This window comes from Nonomuraea dietziae, assembly GCF_014195505.1.
Lineage (GTDB): Bacteria > Actinomycetota > Actinomycetes > Streptosporangiales > Streptosporangiaceae > Nonomuraea > Nonomuraea roseola.
Genome location: NZ_JACIBV010000001.1, coordinates 1,078,817 through 1,096,322, shown reverse-complemented (window position 1 = coordinate 1,096,322; position 17,506 = coordinate 1,078,817). Strand labels below are relative to the sequence as shown.

Annotated in this window: 4 protein-coding genes and 1 pseudogene; 3 read left to right on the top strand and 2 right to left on the bottom strand. The window is 74.8% G+C overall.

Translation table 11 applies throughout. The features are described 5' to 3' along the window. Window positions 1-11: 11 nt before the first annotated feature. Window positions 12-164, top strand: a pseudogene (locus FHR33_RS52455) (phosphopantetheine-binding protein); the annotation flags it as partial. On the opposite strand, the gene FHR33_RS05430 reads toward FHR33_RS52455, so the two are convergent. Next, the gene (locus FHR33_RS05430; RefSeq protein ID WP_183644361.1) at window positions 161-1,828 is read right to left on the bottom strand and encodes an amino acid adenylation domain-containing protein; all 1,668 of its coding nucleotides are present in this window, start codon (window positions 1,826-1,828) and stop codon (window positions 161-163) included. The pseudogene FHR33_RS52455 and the gene FHR33_RS05430 overlap by 4 nt on opposite strands. A gap of 27 nt (window positions 1,829-1,855) precedes the next feature. Further along, window positions 1,856-3,214, bottom strand: coding sequence for a condensation domain-containing protein (locus FHR33_RS05425; RefSeq protein ID WP_183644359.1), 1,359 nt, complete (start codon window positions 3,212-3,214; stop codon window positions 1,856-1,858). Between the two features lie 263 nt (window positions 3,215-3,477). On the opposite strand from FHR33_RS05425, the gene FHR33_RS49865 reads away from it, so the two are divergent. Further along, the gene (locus FHR33_RS49865) at window positions 3,478-12,087 is read left to right on the top strand and encodes a type I polyketide synthase (RefSeq protein ID WP_281388145.1); all 8,610 of its coding nucleotides are present in this window, start codon (window positions 3,478-3,480) and stop codon (window positions 12,085-12,087) included. Then, the gene (locus FHR33_RS51575; RefSeq protein WP_183644353.1) at window positions 12,077-17,500 is read left to right on the top strand and encodes a type I polyketide synthase; all 5,424 of its coding nucleotides are present in this window, start codon (window positions 12,077-12,079) and stop codon (window positions 17,498-17,500) included. The genes FHR33_RS49865 and FHR33_RS51575 overlap by 11 nt, the downstream gene beginning before the upstream one ends. Window positions 17,501-17,506: the final 6 nt, after the last annotated feature.

Here is a 17,506-nt window from a genome sequence, read left to right as displayed (position 1 = left end):
GAGGTAACGCGATGCTGGAAATACCGGACCGGTTCCAGAGCATTCTGCGCGCGCATCTGCCGTACGCCGAGGCGGGCGGACTGACCGCCCGCGACGAGCTGTCCGCGCTCGGCCTCGACTCGATGGGCGTGGTGCGCCTGCTCGTCGACATCGAGAACGATTACGCGGTAGAACTGCCCGACGAGATCCTGGACGAGGCCACGTTCGCGACCGTCGGCTCGTTGTGGCGGGCGCTGTCCACGCTGATGACGACAGGATCGGACAGCTCCCGATCGTTCTGACGCGGATCACCTGCCAGCAGGCCCACCAGAGCCCGCCGGTCCACCTTGCCGTTGGCGTTGAGCGGCAGCTCAGCCAGCACCGTGACCGAGCGGGGCACCATGTATCCGGGCAGCGCCTGCGTGACGCCCTTGACCAGCGCCATCGCGTCCAGGCCCGCGCCTGTGCAGGCGGCGACCAGCTCCGCCTCGCCGTCGGGCCCTGGCACCGCCAGCACGATCGCCTCCCGCACCCCCGGCTGCCCGCGCAGGGCGCACTCGACCTCACCCAGCTCCACCCGGTGACCCGAGATCTTCACCTGCTGGTCCAACCGGCCCAGGTGCACCAGGAGCCCGTCGCGCCACGCCACCCGGTCCCCGGTGCGGTACCACAGCTCGGGCGCGGCCGTGTCGCCCGTCGCGGCGGGGACGGCGGAGCCGCCGTCGAAGGCGGCGAACCGGCCCGCGTTCGCCGCCGGATCGGTGTAACCGGGGAAGCGCTGCACGCCGCGCAGGCACAGCTCGCCCTCCTCGGCGGGCCGCCCGTCCCCGTCGAGCACCAGATGCTCGACGCCGGGGTAGGGCAGGCCGATCGGCACCGTGCCGTTGACCGTCTCCGGCCAGCGGGACCGGTCGGCAGGCAGGCGGTACTCGGTGCAGCTGAGCGTCAGCTCCGTCGGACCGTACAGGTTCTCCAGGACGCTGCCTGGCGCGGCCACCCGCCAGGCGTCGGCCTGCCGCAGGGTGAGGGGCTCCCCGCAGAACAGGCTCCACCGCAGTGACGGCATCGCCGCGGGCGTCAGCCGACGCAGCCGCATGGCCACCGACACCACCGACGGCACCGAGAACCAGTGGGTCAGCCGTTCCCGAGCGGCGAACGCGACGGGCTTGAGCAGGTCGTAGCGGCCGGGCACGACGAGCGTCGCACCGCTGCCCCAGGTGGCGAACAGGTCGAACACCGACAGGTCGAAGGTCAGGTCGAAGGTCTGGGAGACGCGGCTGCCTGGGCCGAGCTCGTACCGGGGGATCACGTGCCGCAGGTAGGCGTCCACGCCGCGATGGCGCACCGGCACCCCCTTCGGGACGCCGGTGGATCCCGACGTGAACAGCACATAGGCCAGGTCGTCGGCGCCCGCCTCCCGAAGGGCTGCGGCGGTGCGCGGGCCGGTCCGCAGGGCGCTCTGGTCCACCCGCACGGTGCGTGGGCCGCGCCCTGACGGCTCGGCGAGATCCGGCGGCTCATGAGAGGCGTCGGACAGCACGAGGTCGAGGTGGGCGGAGGCGGCCACCAGGCGGTTGCGCGCGGCCGGCGCGGCCGGGTTCAGCGGGACCGCCGCCGCGCCCAGCCGCTGGATCGCCAGATACCCGGCGTAGGCCAGCACGCCGCGGCCGGCGTGCAGCCCCACCCGCGCCGGAGGCCGGTCGCAGGTGGCCGCGATCCGCGCCGCGAGAACCCCGGACATCGTCTCCAGCTCGGCGTAGGTGTACCGCTCGCCGCCGACCTCCAGGGCGACCCGATCGCCGAACCGTGCCGCAGAACCGGCGAACCACTGGTAGAGGGTGCGTGCCATGGGCTCTCCACGGTGATGGCCCGGCCGCTACCCGGGCGGCTCGGGCGGGTGGGAGGGGAACAGCGCCGGCGGCAGCTCCTCGCCCGCGCTCCACAGGTCCTTCAACGCCCGGCCGGGGTCGGTCAGCGCGAGCTGCATCCCCAGCGGGATCGTCCGCATGATGTCGATCATCGCAGGGGCCGGCAGCACCTCGGGGTCGGCCAGCATGAGCACGCTGGTGCGCCCGCCCCGCACCTCGATCCGGACCCGGAAGGCCTGGCCGTACGGCTGGGCCAGAGGCGTCCAGGCCAGCTCGGCGGGCGTCTGGTCGGCCGGGTCGCACGGCCGCCTGTCGACCTGGATGTAGTTGAACCAGGCCCGGAAGAGGTGGTTGATCCAGCAGCCGTGCCCCGGCGCCCGCCCGGCGGCCCCGGCCACCTCGGCGATCCGGTCGACGTCGTAGGAGCCGTGACGGTAGGCCCGGGCGCCCGCCCAGTGCAGGCGCCTGATGTGCTCGGCGAGCGTGGCCCGCCGGTCCACCTCCGTGACGACGGGGATGAGCTGGTTCATCGTGCCGATGAGGTGCTGATCCTCGGGGGCGAACCGGTTGGACGACATCAGGCTCATCGTGACCCGGTCGGTGCCGAGATGCCTGGCCAGACCGGCGGCCACGAAGGCCATCACCACCGCGGGGGCGGTGACGCCGTGCCTGCGGGCCGTCTCCGCCGCCAGGCCGCCCAGGCGCCGCGAGTGCAGGGTCAGCTCCAGCCGCTCCCGCTTGACCCGTGCGGGCAGCGTCGGCAGCTCGTCCGTGAGCCCCTCGGCCAGCACCCCCCGCCAGTAACGCTCCGCGCTCTCCTGCCGGGGCCGCCAGGCCGCCCCGCGCTGCCGCCGCGCCAGCTCGCGCGGCGGCGGTCCGGCCGGCGCCACCCCGCCCGCGCCGGACGTCAGCGCCTTGAACTCATCCTGCAGGTGGTGGATCGACCACAGGTCGACGATCAGATGGGAGAAGGTCAGCGACAGGTACACCGGGGCGCCCCGCGAGCTGACCATCCGGCCGCGCCAGTTGAGGTCTCCCGCCATCGAGAACGGCAGCGCCACCAGCTCGGCCTTGGTCCGCTCGTGCTCCGAGGGGTCGGTGACGATCCGGTCGACCCGCTCGATCGGCGGCGCCACGACCTCGTGCACGTGCTGGACCGGGCCGTCGCCGCCCAGGTGGTAGGTGGTCCGCAGGGCCTCGTGCCGCTCGACGAGCCGCTCCAGCGCGGCCGTCACCTGCCCGGTGGACAGGCCACGCAGATCCCAGGTGGCCGGCAGGTTCGCCTCGGCCAGCCAGTCCTCCGGATACCGCTCGATCTCGCGCCAGCTGAAGAGCTGGCCGTGGCTGAGCGGAGACTCGACGGGCATGCGCCCCTCCTCCCGCGGATTTCTCCGTCCGTCATTCATCCCCGACCCGGACGTCCGGGTCAAGGCTCGGCCCGGTCGGAGGCGATGGCAATAAATGGCGGCAACAAGGTGCCGCCCGCAGACCGTGTGCCGCATGAGGACCGGCAATTAGGGTCTCATTCACTATGCAATAGCCGCGAACTCGTCCGGCTGTCGGTAAATGCATCACAGCCGTTCGGATAAACGGCGTCTTATGGACGCCCGAGGCTTGGGGTGGCGTATTGATGGCTGAGTCGAGACAGCGACCCGGGACGGGCGGGCCGGACGCGATCGCCGTCATCGGCATGGCGTGCAGGCTCCCTCAGGCCGCCGATCCGGCGGGTTTCTGGAGGCTGCTGCGCGAGGGCGTGGACGCGGTCGCCGACGCGCCCGCCGGCCGGTGGCCGGAGGCCGCCGAGTACCGCAGGGGCGGATTCCTGGCCGACGTGGACGGCTTCGACGCGGCCTTCTTCGGCATCTCGCCGAACGAGGCGGCGGCGATGGACCCGCACCAGCGGCTGGCGCTCGAACTCGGCTGGGAGGCGCTGGAGAACGCCCGCGTCCTGCCCGCCGCCCTGCGCGGCAGCGCCGCCGGCGTCTTCCTCGGCGCCATCTCCCAGGACTACGCCGCGCTGAGTGACAGGACCGCGAGCCCCGGCCGGCACGCCTACACCGGCGTCAACCGGGCGCTGATCGCCAACCGGATCTCGTACGTGCTCGGGCTGCGCGGGCCCAGCCTCACCCTCGACACGGGCCAGTCGTCGTCGCTCGTCGCGGTCCAGATGGCCGGGGCGAGCCTGCGGCGCGGCGAGAGCGACCTGGCGCTGGCCGGCGGGGTGAACCTGAACCTGCTCGCCGAGACCACCGCCGCCATCGGCGCCTTCGGCGCGCTGTCGCCCGACGGGCGCTGCCACGTCTTCGACGAGCGGGCCAACGGGTACGTGCGCGGCGAGGGCGGCGCGATCGTGGTGCTCAAGCGGCTGGCCGACGCGCTGGCCGACGGCGACCAGGTGCACGCGGTGATCCTCGGCGGGGCCGTCAACAACGACGGCGGCGGCGAGGGGCTGACCGTGCCCAGCGCACGGGCGCAGGAGGAGGTCATCAGGCTCGCCTGCGCCGAAGCCGGGGTCACGCCGGGCGACGTGGGCTACGTCGAGCTGCACGGCACGGGCACCAAGGTCGGCGACCCGGTGGAGGCTGCCGCGCTCGGCGCCGCCTACGGAGCCGGGCGTACGGAGCCGCTCCTGGTCGGGTCCGTCAAGACGAACATCGGCCACCTGGAGGGCGCGGCGGGCATCGCCGGGCTGCTCAAGGTGGTGCTCGCGGTCAAGCACCGCCGGCTGCCCGCCAGCCTGCACTTCCAGACCCCTCCCGCGCGGATTCCCCTGGACGCCCTGCGCCTGCGGGTGGTGCAGGAGACCCGCCCCTGGCCGGAGGGCGGCCGTCTGGTGGCGGGCGTCAGCTCCTTCGGCATGGGCGGCACGAACTGCCACCTGATCGTCGCCGAGCCCCCTCCCACCGCCACGGTCGCCCCAGGCGAAACGCCCGGCACCGCGCAACACGACGTCGCTGAACACGACGTCGCGAGACACGGCACCGCGGGACACGGCACCGCGGGACACGGCACCGCGGGACACGGCACCGCGGGACACGGCACCGCGGGACACGACTCCGGGGGGCCGGGGGCGGAGGCGCCCTGGGTGGTGTCCGGGCGGACGGAGGAGGCGGTGCGCGAGCAGGCGGCCCGGCTGGCCACGATCGCCGCCGCCCACGCCGCCGCCCACGCCGCCGCCCACGCCGCGCCCCACGACGCTGCCGCCGGCGTGGACATCGACGGCGCGCGCCCTGTGGACGTGGCGATGAGCCTCTCCGTGAGCAGGACGGCCTTCGAGCGCCGTGCCGTCGTGCTCGCTCCCGACTCCGCCACGCGTCAGGAAGCGCTGCGCGCACTGGCCGCGGGCCGACTCCACGACGCCGTCGTCACCGGCGGCGCCGTCGGCGGCGGGTACGCCTTCGTCTTCCCCGGGCAGGGCTCGCAGTGGCCGGGGATGGCGCGCGAGCTGATCGCCGCCTCGCCGATCTTCGGCGCGCGGCTGGCCGAGTGCGCAGGCGCGCTCGAACCCTTCACCGGCTACGCCCTGATGGACGTGCTCCAGGAGCGTCCCGGCGCCCCGGGCCTGGACCGGGTGGACGTGGTGCAGCCCGCCCTGTGGGCCGTCATGGTCTCGCTCGCCGAGACGTGGCGGGCGCACGGCGTGCGGCCCGACGTGGTCGTCGGCCACTCCCAGGGCGAGATCGCCGCCGCCACCGTCGCCGGCGCGCTCACCCTGCCCGACGCCGCCAGGGTCGTCGCGCTGCGCAGCCGCGCCATCGCCGGCATCACCGGCAGGGGCGGCATGATGTCGGTCGCCGCCCCCCTGGACGTGGTCGAGCCGGTCCTGCCCGAAGGCGTGTCCGTGGCCGCCTTCAACGGCCCACGCTCTCTGGTGGTCTCCGGCCCGAGACAGGCGCTGGCCGAGCTCGCCGCCCGGCTGCCCGGCCACCGAACCAAGATCATTACTGTGGACTACGCCTCCCACTCGCCCGAGGTCGAGGCGGTGCGCGAGGAGGTGCTGGCGGCGCTGGCCCCGATCCGGCCGGTGAGCAGCGCGACGGCGTTCGTCTCCACGCTCACGGGCGAGCCCATGGACACGGCAGGGCTCGACGCCGCCTACTGGTATCGCAGCCTGCGCCGCCCGGTCCGCTTCGGCCAGGCCGTACGGGCCGCCCTGGAGAGCTGCGCCCTGTTCGTGGAGTGCAGCCCGCACCCCGTCCTGGTCACGGGCGTGGAGGAGAGCGCGGAGGACGCCGGCCGGGAGGTGGCCGTGGTCGCCACGCTGCGCCGCGGCGAGGGCGGCGCGCAGCGGCTGACCCGGTCACTCGCCCAGGCGTACGCCCAGGGCGCGCCGGTGGACTGGTCCCTGCTCTGCCCCGGCGGGCGGCTGGTGGACCTGCCCACCTACCCGTTCCAGCGCCGCCGCCACACCACGGCCGCCCCTCCGCCCCGTACCGCACGGCCGCGAGCGGCGGACGCGGCGGGCACGCCGGAGCCGTCGGGGACGCCGGACGCGCCGGCGGCCGGGTCCAGGAAGGAGCTGCGCGAGCTGGTGCTGGCGGCCACGGCGCGGCTGCTCGGATACGGCGACGCGACCGCCGTGGAGCCTGAGCGCACGTTCAAGGACCTCGGACTGGAGTCGGCCACCGCCGTCGAGCTGCGGGACAGGCTGCGTTCGGCCACCGGGCTGCGGCTGCCCGCCGGACTGCTGTACGACCACCCCACGCCCGACCGGCTGGCCGGCCACCTGCACGCGCTGCTCACCGGCGGCGGGCCGGAGGAAGCGGACGGCGGCGGCGCGCGGGAGCGGGCGGACGACGACCCGATCGCGGTGGTCGGCATGGGCTGCCGCTACCCCGGCGAGGTCGTCTCGCCCGAGGACCTCTGGCGGCTGGTCAGCACCGGCACCGACGCGATCACCGAGTTCCCCGCCAACCGCGGATGGGACCTCGACACGCTCTTCGCCCCCGGCGCCTCGGGCACCAGCGACACCCGGTACGGCGGGTTCCTGCATGACGCCGACCGGTTCGACGCCGCGTTCTTCGGAATCAGCCCGCGCGAGGCCACGGCCATGGACCCGCAGCAGCGAGTGCTCCTGGAGACCTGCTGGGAAGCCGTGGAGCGCGCCGGCATCGACCCGGCCACCCTGCGGGGCTCGGCCACCGGCGTCTACGTCGGCGCCATGGCCCCCGACTACGGACCCCGGCTGCACCAGCCGGACGGCGCCTCCGACGGTCACCTGCTGACCGGCACCGCGCTCAGCGTCGTCTCCGGCCGCGTCGCGTACGCGCTCGGCCTGCGCGGACCGGCGATCACCACGGACACGGCCTGCTCGTCCTCGCTCGTCTCGATCATCCTGGCGCTGCGGGCGCTGCGCCGCGGGGAATGCGCGCTGGCGCTCGCGGGCGGCGTGACCGTCATGTCCACGCCCGGCATGTTCGTGGAGTTCAGCAGGCAGGGCGGCCTGGCCCCCGACGGACGGTGCAAGGCCTTCTCCGCCCTGGCCGACGGCACGGGGTGGGCCGAGGGCGCGGGCATGCTCGTGCTGGAGCGGCTCTCCGACGCGCGCCGCAACGGTCATCCGGTCCTCGCCGTGCTGCGGGGCGGCGCGGTCAACCAGGACGGCGCCAGCAACGGCCTCACCGCGCCGAGCGGCCAGGCGCAACGTGAGGTCATCAGGCAGGCGCTGGCCGACGCCCGGCTCACCGCCGCCGAGGTCGACGCCGTGGAGGCGCACGGCACGGGCACCCGCCTGGGCGACCCCATCGAGGCGGACTCGATCATCGCCGTGTACGGCGAGGGCAGGGACCCGGGACGACCGGTCTGGCTCGGCTCGCTCAAGTCCAACATCGGCCACACCCAGGCGGCGGCCGGGGTGGCCGGGGTGATCAAGATGGTGAAGGCGCTGGAACACCGCACCCTGCCGCCCACCCTGCACGCCGCCGACCCCACGCCGCACGTGGACTGGGCCTCGGCCGGGGTCCGGCTGCTCACCGGGAAGGTCGAGCTGGCGCAGGACCGGCCGCCGCGGGCAGGGGTGTCCAGCTTCGGCATCAGCGGCACCAACGCCCACCTCATCGTGGAAGCCGCCCCGCCGCCGCCCGCCGCGCGCCCTGACCAGGCGCCGCAGGTCCTCGACCCGGCGGAAGAGCCGATGGTGTGGGTGGTGTCGGCCAGGAGCGAGCCCGCGCTGCGCGCCCAGGCGGCCAGGCTGCACGCGTACGCCGGCGGGCTCGCGGACGCCGAGCTGGCCGACGCCGGGCGGACGCTGGCCAGGCGAGCCGCGTTCGCGCATCGCGCCGTGGTGGTGGCCGCCGGCCGCGACGAGCTGCTCGCCGGGCTCGAGGCCGTGGCCGCGGGGACCCCGCACGCCACCGTCACCAGCGGGACCGCGCCCGCCGAGGCCAGGCCGGTGTTCGTCTTCCCAGGACAGGGCTCCCAGTGGGCCGGCATGGCCGTGGACCTCCTCGACGCCAGCCCCGCCTTCCGCGACCAGGTCGGCCGGTGCGACCGCGCGCTGCGGCCGTACACCGGATGGTCGGTCGTGGACGTGCTGCGCGGCAGGAACGGCGCGCCCCCGCTGGAGGGCTCGGACGTCATCCAGCCTGCGCTGTTCGCCGTCATGATCGCGCTGGCCGGGCTGTGGCGCTCGCTCGGCGTCCACCCCGCGGCCGTCGTCGGCCACTCCCAGGGCGAGATCGCCGCGGCGTGCGTGGCAGGGGCGCTCTCCCTGGAGGACGCCGCGCGCGTGGTCGCGCTGCGCAGCCGGGCCCTGACCAGGCTCGGCGACAAGGGCGGCATGCTGGCCGTGTCGCTGCCCGCCGCCAGGGCCGAGGAACTGCTGCGGCCCTGGGCCGGCCGCCTGTGGCCGGCCGTGTACAGCGGCCCTTCCAGCACGGTGGTGGCGGGCGACACCGACGCACTGGAGGAGTGCGCCGCCGCCTGCGGCGACGACGTCCAGGCCCGCCGGGTCGCGATCGGCTACGCCGCCCACACCCCGCACATCGAGGCCCTGCGCGAGGAGATCCTGCGCAGCCTCGACGGAGTACGGCCCCGCGACACCGAGGTGGCGTTCTGCTCCTCCTACGCGGGAGAGTTCATCGACACCGGCCTGCTGACGGCCGGCTACTGGTTCACGAGCCTGCGCAACCCGGTCCGCTTCCAGCAGGCGATCGAGGCGGTCGCGGCCGCAGGAACGCCGGTGTTCGTCGAGGCCAGCCCGCACCCGGTGCTCACCGGCCACGTCGTGGACACGCTGGCGGCCGCAGGCGTCGCCGGAGGCGCCACCGGCACGCTGCGGCGCGACGACGGCGGCCTGCCGAGGCTGTTCAAGGCGCTCGGCCAGGCGTGGGTGCTCGGCGCCGACGTGGACTGGGCGGCCGCGCTCGGCCCCGCCGGCCGCCACCACGACAGCCTGCCCGCCTACCCCTTCGAGCGGCACAGGCACTGGCTCGCCCCCGGCCGCTCCGGCGGCCCTGGCGGCGGCCCCGGCGGCTCCGGCCATCCGCTGCTCGGCACCGCGCTGCCGCTCGCGGCCGACGGCGGCTTCCTGCTGGCCGGCCGGCTGTCCGCCGGTACCGATCCGTGGCTGGCCGACCACGCGGTGGACGGCACCGTCCTGCTGCCCGGCACCGCCTTCGTCGAGCTGGCGCTGCAGGCCGCCGTCACGGCGGGCTGCGACGCCGTCGAGGAGCTGACCTTGGAGGCCCCGCTGCCGCTGCCCGCGGCCGGTGGCGTCCACGTCCAGGTCACCGTGGGCGGCCAGGACGAACAGGGCCGCCGTACCGTGGGCGTCCACGCCCGCCCTGCCGGCGACGCCGACGCCCCCTGGACCCGCCACGCCACCGGCCTGCTCGGCCCTGCCCCCGAGGACCCGCCCGAGCGCCTGCCTTCCTGGCCGCCCGATGGCGTCCCGATCGGCCTGGACGGGCTCTACGACCTGCTCGCCGAGCGGGGGTACGCCTACGGTCCCGCGTTCCAGGGGCTGCGCGCCGCCTGGCGCGCGGGCGACGACGCCTTCGTCGAGGTGGCGCCGCCCGACCAGGTACGCGCCGACGCCGGGCGGTTCGTCCTGCACCCCGCCCTGCTGGACGCGGTGCTGCACCTGGTGGTGCTGGAGTCGGCCGACGACCCTGCCGCGCTGCTGCTGCCGTTCTCCTGGAGCGGGGTGCGAGTGGCCGCGCTCGGCGCGGAGGCGCTGCGCGCTCGTGTGACGGATCTCGGAGACGACCGGATCGCGCTGAGCCTGTTCGACGGGGCGGGAGACCGGATCGCCGCCGTCGACCTGCTGGCGCTGCGCCGCCTGCCGAGAAGCGCCGCCCGCCCCGCCTCCGCCGCCGCCCGCTACACCGTCGAATGGGCTGAACCGCCCGTGCTCGGCGCCGGGACGGGTGAAGGGGACTGGGCGCTGGTCGGCTACGACGAGGCGGCCGACGAACTGGGCGCCGACCTGGAGCGGGCGGGCATCGCGGCGCCACGCCACTACGACCTCGCCTCGCTGGCCGGCATGAGCGCAGGCCGGGTCCCGGGCGTGGTGCTGGCTCCCGTCCACGCCGACGCCGACGATCTCCCCTACGCCGCGCACGACGCCCTGCGTGAGGTGCTCGACCTGGCACAGGGCTGGCTGGCCGACGAGCGGTTCGCCGAGTCCCGGCTGGTGTTCGCCACCCGCCCCGGCGGGCCCGAGGCGGCGGCGGTGTGGGGGCTGGTGCGCTCGGCGCAGTCGGAGCACCCTGGCCGGTTCGTCCTCGCTGAGATCGCCCCGGGCTTCTCCGGCTGGGAGCGGCTGGCCGCCGCGATCGCCGCCGGCGAGACCCAGCTCACCGCCGCGGGACAGGACCTGCTGGCGCCGCGCCTGACCCGGCGTGAGGTCGCCGCCGAGCCGTTGCCCGAGGTGGCGGGGACGGTGTTGGTGACCGGTGGCACGGGTGGTCTGGGTGCGTTGGTGGCGCGGCGGTTGGTGGCGCGTCATGGGGTGCGGGATCTGTTGCTGGTCTCGCGTCGCGGTTCTGGCGCGCCTGGTGCGTCCGAGTTGGTGGCGGAGCTGGAGGGGTTGGGCGCGCGGGTGGTGGTGGCGGCGTGTGACGTCTCCGATCGTGAGGCGCTGGCAGGTCTGCTGGAGGGGGTGCCGCTGGGCGGTGTGGTGCACACCGCCGCCGTGCTCGACGACGCCGTCCTCGAAGGGCTCTCCGCCTCCCGGCTCGACGCGGTGCTGGCGCCGAAGGCGGATGCGGCGTGGTATCTGCACGAGCTGACGGCGGGGCGGCCGTTGTCGTTGTTCGTGTTGTTCTCCTCGCTGGCCGGGGTGCTGGGTAATGCGGGGCAGGGCAACTACGCGGCGGCGAACGCGTTCCTGGACGCGTTGGCGGCGCATCGCAGGCGGCTGGGTCTGGCGGGTGTGTCGGTGGCGTGGGGGTTGTGGGACACCGAGTCGGGGATGACCGGTGGCCTGTCGCAGGCGGATGTGGCCAGGCTGGCGCGGGCGGGTGTCGCGCCGCTGAGTGTGGAGCAGGGGTTGGAGCTGTTCGACGCGGCGGTGTCGAGTCCTGATCCGTTGGTGGTGGCGGCGCGGTGGGACATGGCGGGGTTGCGGGCCAGGGCCGAGGCGGGTGACCTGCCGGTCATGCTCCGCGGGCTCGTCCGCGCACCCCGACGCGCGACGGCGGCGGCCGGGACCGCCGCCGCAGGCCTCGGCGGGCTGACCGACCGGCTGGCCGGGCTGAGCGAGGCCGACGGCCGCGCCCACCTGACCGAGCTGGTCCGCTCACACGTCGCCGCCGTCCTCGCGCACGGCCGCCCCGACCAGGTGGACGTGGACCGCGCCTTCAACGAACTCGGCTTCGACTCCCTCACCGCCGTCGAGCTGCGCAACCGGCTCAACGCCGCCGCCGGGCTCCGCCTGCCGGCCACGCTCGTCTTCGACCACCCGACCGTCACCGCGCTCGCCGGCTACCTGTTCAACGCGCTGGCGCCCGAGGCGCCGTCGGCCGAGGACGCCCTGCGCGCCGCGGTGGACCAGGCCGAGTCGACGCTGCGGGCGGCCAACGGCGAGTCGGAGGCCGTCCGCGGTCAGCTCGTCGCCATCCTGCAGAGCGCGCTCACCAGGATCGGCGGCGCCGCCGCCGCCCCCTCCACCGCCCCCACCGGCTCCAGCGGGGCCGAGGAGATCGGTTCCGCTTCGGACGAGGAGATCTTCGCCCTCATCGACAACCGGGCGATGACGTCCCCCCTGTCTATGGAAAGGCCCGAACGTGGCGAATGACGAGAAGCTCCGCGCCTACCTCAAGCGTGTGACCGTCGAGCTGGCCGAGACCCGCCGACGCCTCGCCGAGGAGGAGGGCCGCTGGCACGAGCCGGTGGCGATCGTCGGGATGGCCTGCCGTTTCCCCGGTGGGGTGACGGGTCCTGAGGAGTTGTGGGATCTGGTGGCGTCGGGCGGGGACGCGATCTCTGGGTTCCCGGCCGATCGTGGGTGGGATCTGGAGGGGTTGTTCGATCCTGATCCGGAGGCGTCGGGCAAGTCGTATGTGCGGCACGGCGGGTTCGTGCATGACGCGGGGGAGTTCGACGCGGGGTTCTTCGGGATGAGCCCGCGTAGCGCGCTGGCGACCGATCCGCAGCATCGGCTGTTCCTGGAGTCGTGCTGGGAGGCGCTGGAGCGGGCGGGGATCGATCCGGGGTCGTTACGCGGCAGCCGTACCGGCGTCTACGCCGGATGCATGTACGAGCTCTACTCGACCCGGTTCCTCGACCGGGTGCCCGAGTCGGTCGAGGGCACGCTGCTCACCTCCAGCACGCCGAGCGTGCTGTCCGGGCGCGTCTCCTACACCCTCGGCCTGGAAGGGCCGTCCATCACGGTCGACACCGCCTGCTCCTCCTCCCTGGTGGCGCTCCACCTGGCGACCAGGGCGCTGCGCCAGCAGGAGTGCACGCTCGCGCTGGCCGGCGGCGTCACCGTGATCGCCGCCCCCGACGTCTTCGTGGAGTTCTCCCGGCAGCGGGCGCTGTCGGCCGACGGGCGGTGCAAGTCGTTCTCGGCTTCGGCTGACGGTGCGGCGTGGGCTGAGGGGGTGGGGGTGCTGGTGCTGGAGCGGTTGTCGCAGGCGGTCCGTCATGGGCGGCGGGTGCTGGCGGTGATCCGGGGGTCGGCGGTGAACCAGGACGGGGCGAGCAACGGGTTGACGGCGCCGAGTGGTCCTGCGCAGGAGCGGGTGATTCAGCAGGCGTTGGCGGACGCGTTGCTGGACACGCGGGATGTGGACGCGGTGGAGGCGCATGGGACGGGGACGCGGTTGGGTGATCCGATCGAGGCGGGGGCGTTGCTGGCGACGTATGGGCGGGGCCGGGCGGAGGGTCGGCCGGTGTGGGTGGGGTCGGTGAAGTCGAACATCGGTCACACGCAGGCGGCGGCGGGGGTGGCGGGGGTGATCAAGATGGTGCAGGCGATGCGGCACGGGGTGTTGCCGCCGACGTTGCACGTCACCGAGCCGACCCCGCACGTCGACTGGTCGGCGGGGCGGGCCGAGCTGCTGACCGGAGCCCGCGCCTGGCCGGCCGGTGAGCGGCCCCGTCGCGCGGGCGTCTCCTCGTTCGGCATCAGCGGCACCAACGCCCACCTCATCCTCGAGGAGCCCCCCGCCCCACAGGAAGCGGGCAGGGCGACCGATCTCGGCGAGGAGCCGCCGCCTCCGCTCGCGGGGCCGATCGCCTGGCCGATCAGCGCGCGCAGCGACCGGTCCCTGCGGGCCCAGGCCGCCCGGCTGCACGCGGCCGTCACCTCGGGTGAGCAGCCCGACCCCGCCGACGTGGCGCACACACTCGCAGGACGCGCCGCCTTCCCCCACCGCGCCGTCGTGCTCGCCCGCGATCACACCACCCTCACCGCCACCCTCGCGGCGTACGCGAACCAGCCCACGGCGGCGCCCCCGCCCGGCGGCGACGGCCGGGCGGCTTCCCGCCTGGACGGGGAGGCCGCGACCGCCGGCGCGCGGCCACTGGCGGCGGTGGTCGAGGGTGTGGCAGCCGAGCAGCCGCGGACCGCGTTCCTGTTCACCGGACAGGGCGGGCAGCGCGCAGGGATGGGCAGGCAGCTCGCGGCCGCCGCGCCGGCGTTCGCCGCCGCCCTCGAAGAGGTGTGCGCCGCCCTGGACCCCCACCTCGACAGACCGCTGCGCGAGGTGATGTGGGCCGAGCCCGGCAGCCCCGACGCCGAGCTGCTGAACCAGACCGCCTACACGCAACCGGCGCTGTTCGCCTTCGAGGTGGCCGCCTTCCGGCTGCTGGAGTCGTACGGGGTGAGACCTGACATCGTCGCAGGGCACTCGGTGGGCGAGTACGCGGCCGCGTACGCCGCCGGCGTCTGGTCCCTGGCGGACGCGGCCCGCCTCATCGCCGCCCGCGGCCGCCTCATGCAGGAGCTGCGCGAACCCGGCGCCATGGTCGCGGTGGAGGCGACGGCCGAGGAGGTCGCCGCGACGCTGACCGGGCTGGAGTCGCGCGTCGGCGTCGCCGCCGTCAACGGTCCCACCGGCGTGGTCGTGTCCGGCGCCGAGCAGGAGTGCCTGGCGCTGGCCGAGCAGTGGCGGGCGCGCGGCCGGCGCACCAGGCGGCTGTCCGTCAGCCACGCCTTCCACTCCCCGCTCATGGAGCCGATGCTGTCCGCGTTCGCCGCCGAGCTGGCGCGCGTGACGTTCGACCGCCCCCACACGGCCACCGTCACCGGCATCGAGGGAACGTGGACCTCCGCCCGCTACTGGCTCGACCAGATCACCAGGCCCGTCCTGTTCCAGACGGCGATCTCCCGGCTCGAGGACGAGGGCGTCGGCGTCTTCCTGGAGGTGGGGCCGCAGGCGGTGCTGTCCGGCATGGCGCACGACTGCGTCACCCGCGAGGGCGCCGCGATCGTCTCCCTGCACCGCCGCGACCGTACCGAACCCGACGCGCTGGCCGACTGCCTCGCCCGCGCGTGGACGGCGGGGGCGGAGGTGGACTGGACCGCGCTGGCGGGCGGGGGCAGGCACGTGGACCTGCCCACCTACGCCTTCGACCGCGAGCGCTTCTGGCTCGACCCGCCCGCACCCGCCGCCGACCTGGCCTCGGCGGGCCTGCGCGAGGCCGGCCATCCGCTGCTCAGTGCGGCCGTCGACCTGCCCGAGGACGGCCAGGCCGTGCTGACAGGCCGGCTGTCGGTCGCCGCCGCGCCATGGCTGGCCGGCCACGCGGTGTCCGGCACGGTCGTCCTGCCCGGGGCCGCGCTCGCCGAGCTGGTCCTGGAGGCCGGCGGCCGGGCGGGCTGCGACCTGGTCGAAGAGCTGGTGTTCGAGGCCCCGCTCACGCTGCCGGCCGGCGGCGGCGTGGCGATCCAGGTCGTCGTGGAGCGCGCCGACGCCTCCGGCGCCAGGCCGGTGCGCGTGTACTCGCGCCCCGCCGACGACCAGGACGCCGCCTGGACCCGCCACGTGTCGGCCACGGTCATCCCCGACGGCGAGGACGGCCCCGTGCCGGTCGTCGGCACTGCCGACGGATCGGGTTCGTGGGCGTCGGTGTGGCCGCCGTCCGGTGCCCAGCCGGTGGAGGTGGAGGGCGGTTACGAGCGGCTGGCCGAGCGGGGCTACGAGTACGGGCCCGCCTTCCAGGGGTTGCGCGCGGTGTGGCGGCGGGGGGAGGAGCTGTTCGCCGAGGTGGCGTTGCCCGAGGAGGTGGATGCCGCCGGATACGGCATCCACCCCGCCCTGCTCGACGCCGCCTTCCACCCGCTGCTCGTCGCAGGGGACAGCGCGACGGTGCGGCTGCCGTTCGAGCTGCGCGGCCTGCGGCTGCTCCAGCCCGGGACGGGCACCCTGCGGGTCCGCCTGACCGGCGCGGAGGCGGACGCGTGCGCCGTCGAGGCCGCCGACACGGCCGGAAGGCCCGTGCTCTCCCTCGCCTCGCTCCGGGTACGGCCGGTCCCGTCCGGGACGCTGGCCGGCTCCGCCCAGGCCGTCTACGGAGTGGACTGGGTCGAGACGCAGGCCGGGGACGGAGTGGCGGAGGCCGTGGTGATCCCGTGCGTGAGCGACCGGCCCGACGTCCCCTCCGCGGTGCGGCAGCTGACCACGCAGGTGCTGGAGGCCATCAGGGACGAGCGGCTGGCCGAGTCCCGGCTGACGTTCGTCACCCGGGCGGGCGACCCCGCGGGCGCCGCCGTGTGGGGGCTGGTGCGCTCGGCGCAGTCGGAGCAGCCTGGCAGGTTCGTCCTGGCCGAAGTGGAGGACGGCCACGCCGACTGGGGGCGGCTGGCGGCGGTCGCCGAGCCGCAGGTACGCGTACGCGACGGCAGGATGCTGGCCCCCAGGCTGGCCCGCCGCAGGCTTGAGGCACAACCGTTGCCCGAGGTGGCGGGGACGGTGCTGGTGACCGGTGGCACGGGTGGTCTGGGCGCGTTGGTGGCGCGGCGGTTGGTGGCGCGTCATGGGGTGCGTGATCTGTTGCTGGTCTCGCGTCGCGGTCCTGGCGCGCCTGGTGCGTCCGAGTTGGTGGCGGAGCTGGAGGGGTTGGGCGCGCGGGTGGCGGTGGCCGCCTGTGACGTCTCCGATCGTGAGGCGCTGGCCGGTCTGCTGGAGCGGGTGGCGTTGGCGGGTGTGGTGCACACCGCGGGGGTGCTGGACGACGCGCTGGTGGAGGGGTTGAGCGCGGAACGGATGGACACGGTGCTGGCGCCGAAGGCGGATGCGGCGTGGTATCTGCACGAGCTGACGGCGGGGCGGCCGTTGTCGTTGTTCGTGTTGTTCTCCTCGCTGGCCGGGGTGCTGGGTAATGCGGGGCAGGGCAACTACGCGGCGGCGAACGCGTTCCTGGACGCGTTGGCGGCGCATCGCAGGCGGCTGGGTCTGGCGGGTGTGTCGGTGGCGTGGGGGTTGTGGGACACCGAGTCGGGGATGACCGGTGGCCTGTCGCAGGCGGATGTGGCCAGGCTGGCGCGGGCGGGTGTCGCGCCGCTGAGTGTGGAGCAGGGGTTGGAGCTGTTCGACGCGGCGGTGTCGAGTCCTGATCCGTTGGTGGTGGCGGCGCGGTGGGACATGGCGGGGTTGCGGGCCAGGGCCGAGGCGGGTGACCTGCCGGTCATGCTCCGCGGACTCGTCCGCGCACCCCGACGCTCCACGAACTCCGGGGGCGTGGCCGAACTGATGATCCGCCTCGCCGCCCTCACCAGGGACGAGGCGCTGCGGCTGCTCACCGAGAGAGTCCGCGGCCACGTCGCAGCCGTCCTCGCCCACGGCAGTCCCGACAAGGTCAGCGTGGACCGCGCCTTCAACCAGCTCGGCTTCGACTCCCTCACCGCCGTCGAGCTGCGCAACCGGCTCAACGCCGACACCGGCCTGCGCCTGCCGCCTACCCTCGTCTTCGACCACCCCACGATCAGCTCACTCGCCGAGTTCCTGTTCAGCACCCTCGCACCGGCGCCGCCGTCTCCCGAGGAGACACTGCGCGGCGCGCTCGAACGCGTGGGATCCATGCTCACCGGCGCCAAGGACGACGGCGAGGCCATCCGCAGCAAGCTCGTCGCCGTGCTGCAGAGCGGCCTGGCCAGATTCGGCGCCGCACCGGACGGCACAGACCGTCCCGACACGATGGTGGACAAGATCGACTCCGCCTCCGACGAGGAGATCTTCGCCCTCATCGACAACGAACTGTGACGCCAT

Bases quoted from the DNA above. Each gene is read 5' to 3' on its own strand.
- FHR33_RS05430 (WP_183644361.1), bottom strand. From the start codon at position 1,828: ATGGCACGCACCCTCTACCAGTGGTTCGCCGGTTCTGCGGCACGGTTC.
- FHR33_RS05425 (WP_183644359.1), bottom strand. From the start codon at position 3,214: ATGCCCGTCGAGTCTCCGCTCAGCCACGGCCAGCTCTTCAGCTGGCGC.
- FHR33_RS49865 (WP_281388145.1), top strand. From the start codon at position 3,478: ATGGCTGAGTCGAGACAGCGACCCGGGACGGGCGGGCCGGACGCGATC.